The organism is Sphingomonas sp. Leaf38 (assembly GCF_001421825.1).
Lineage (GTDB): Bacteria > Pseudomonadota > Alphaproteobacteria > Sphingomonadales > Sphingomonadaceae > Sphingomonas.
The window spans coordinates 1268981-1270512 of the sequence record NZ_LMLD01000011.1 but is presented as its reverse complement, the minus strand read 5'-3'; the positions used below and the strand labels follow the sequence as shown (position 1 = coordinate 1270512).

The 1532-nt window shown below is 66.3% G+C and carries 2 protein-coding genes; one reads left to right on the top strand and one right to left on the bottom strand.

Annotated features, from left to right (window positions below; translation table 11 throughout):
* Positions 1-113: 113 nt before the first annotated feature.
* On the bottom strand, positions 114-443 hold the full coding sequence (locus ASE88_RS13200; RefSeq protein ID WP_162233420.1) for a UrcA family protein: 330 nt from the start codon (positions 441-443) through the stop codon (positions 114-116).
* Positions 444-661: 218 nt separating this feature from the next.
* Here ASE88_RS13200 and ASE88_RS19585 point away from each other — a divergent pair.
* Positions 662-1532 (top strand): ATP-dependent helicase (locus ASE88_RS19585; protein ID WP_414893896.1); only part of this gene is annotated, 871 nt, incomplete at its 3' end.

Sequence of the window (1532 nt, the reverse complement as noted above, 5' to 3'; positions counted from 1 at the left end):
CGGACACGCAACCGAGGTTACGCTCCCCTCCCCCTCCGTCTGGCAAGCGCCAGCCACCTCCCCCTTGCGGGGGAGGATAGGTCGACGCCGATGTCCTGGACTAGCGCGACAGATCAGCGCGTCCCGTTGATGCTGGCGAGCAGCGTGCCGTCGCGACGAAGGACGGCCGCCATCTTGACGCTCGCATCGGCGATCATCTCCTGGCGGCAGCGATGCGCGTCGGCGAACGCATCGAGACCGCTCCAGTGCGGCTCACACGCCCTGGCGATCGCCGATTGCAGCCGGCGCTGGAACAGCGTCCGCCCCGCGGCGCTCGTCAGGTCGAGCCCCGCGTGCGAGACGCGCACGGACACGGGCTCACGCACGGAACTGGTCGATGCGGCCGTCGAGAACAGGCACGCGCCGACGATCGCCGCCGAGGCGACGCTGATGAAAATCTTCATGATGATGGTCCTCATATGGTCCTGCGGTCCGCAGGCATCGGCCTGCGGGCGACGGCGCTTGCGCATCGGGACGCCATTCTGAATGCGGCATCTCCGACGACGAACCACGTCGCTGCGCAGTCCCTAGTCGCGGTTCGTTACGCCCACGCGACGGTTCGGCGACGTTTCAAAGGTTGCCCCACCGCGCCCCGTTCCCTACCTGTTCACCGGTGAACCAGATCGTCCAAACGTCCGCGGCGCAAGCCGAGCCTCCCTATCTTCGTGGCCTCAATCCGCCGCAGCGCGAGGCGGTGCTGACGACAGACGGCCCCGTCCTGATCATCGCCGGCGCGGGCACCGGCAAGACCGCGGCGCTGACCGCGCGACTCGCACACCTGATCTTCACCAAGAAGGCGTGGCCGTCAGAGATCCTGAGCGTCACCTTCACCAACAAGGCCGCGCGCGAGATGCGCGAGCGGGTCGGGCGACTCGTCGGCGACGCGGTCGAGGGGATGCCGTGGCTCGGCACCTTCCACGCGATCGCCGCCAAGATGCTGCGCCGCCATGCCGAGCTGGTCGGGCTGCAATCGAACTTCACGATCCTCGATACCGACGACCAGCTGCGGTTGCTCAAGCAACTCATCCTCGCGGCGGACATCGACGAGAAGCGTTTCCCGACGCGCAGCCTCGCCGGGCTGATCGACCAGTGGAAGAACAAGGGCCTCGTCCCCGCCGATATCGATGCGGGCGAGAGCGAACGCTACGCCAACGGCCGCGGCGGCGAACTCTACGAGCAATATCAGACCCGGCTGCGCGCGCTCAACGCGTGCGATTTCGGCGACCTGCTGCTCCACATGCTCGTTATCCTGAAGACGCACCGCGACGTGCTCGCGCAGTATCAGCAGCGCTTCAAATACATCATGGTCGACGAGTATCAGGACACCAACTCGTCGCAATATCTCTGGCTGCGGCTGCTCGCGCAGGAGCGCAAGAACATCGCCTGCGTCGGTGACGACGACCAGTCGATCTATTCGTGGCGCGGCGCGCAGGTCGAGAACATCCTGAAGTTCGAGCGCGACTTTCCGGGCGCCAAGGTCATCCGCCTCGAAC

What these genes read in the sequence shown, in the direction of transcription:
- ASE88_RS13200 (WP_162233420.1), bottom strand. Translation starts at nt 443, where the DNA reads ATGAAGATTTTCATCAGCGTCGCCTCGGCGGCGATCGTCGGCGCGTGC.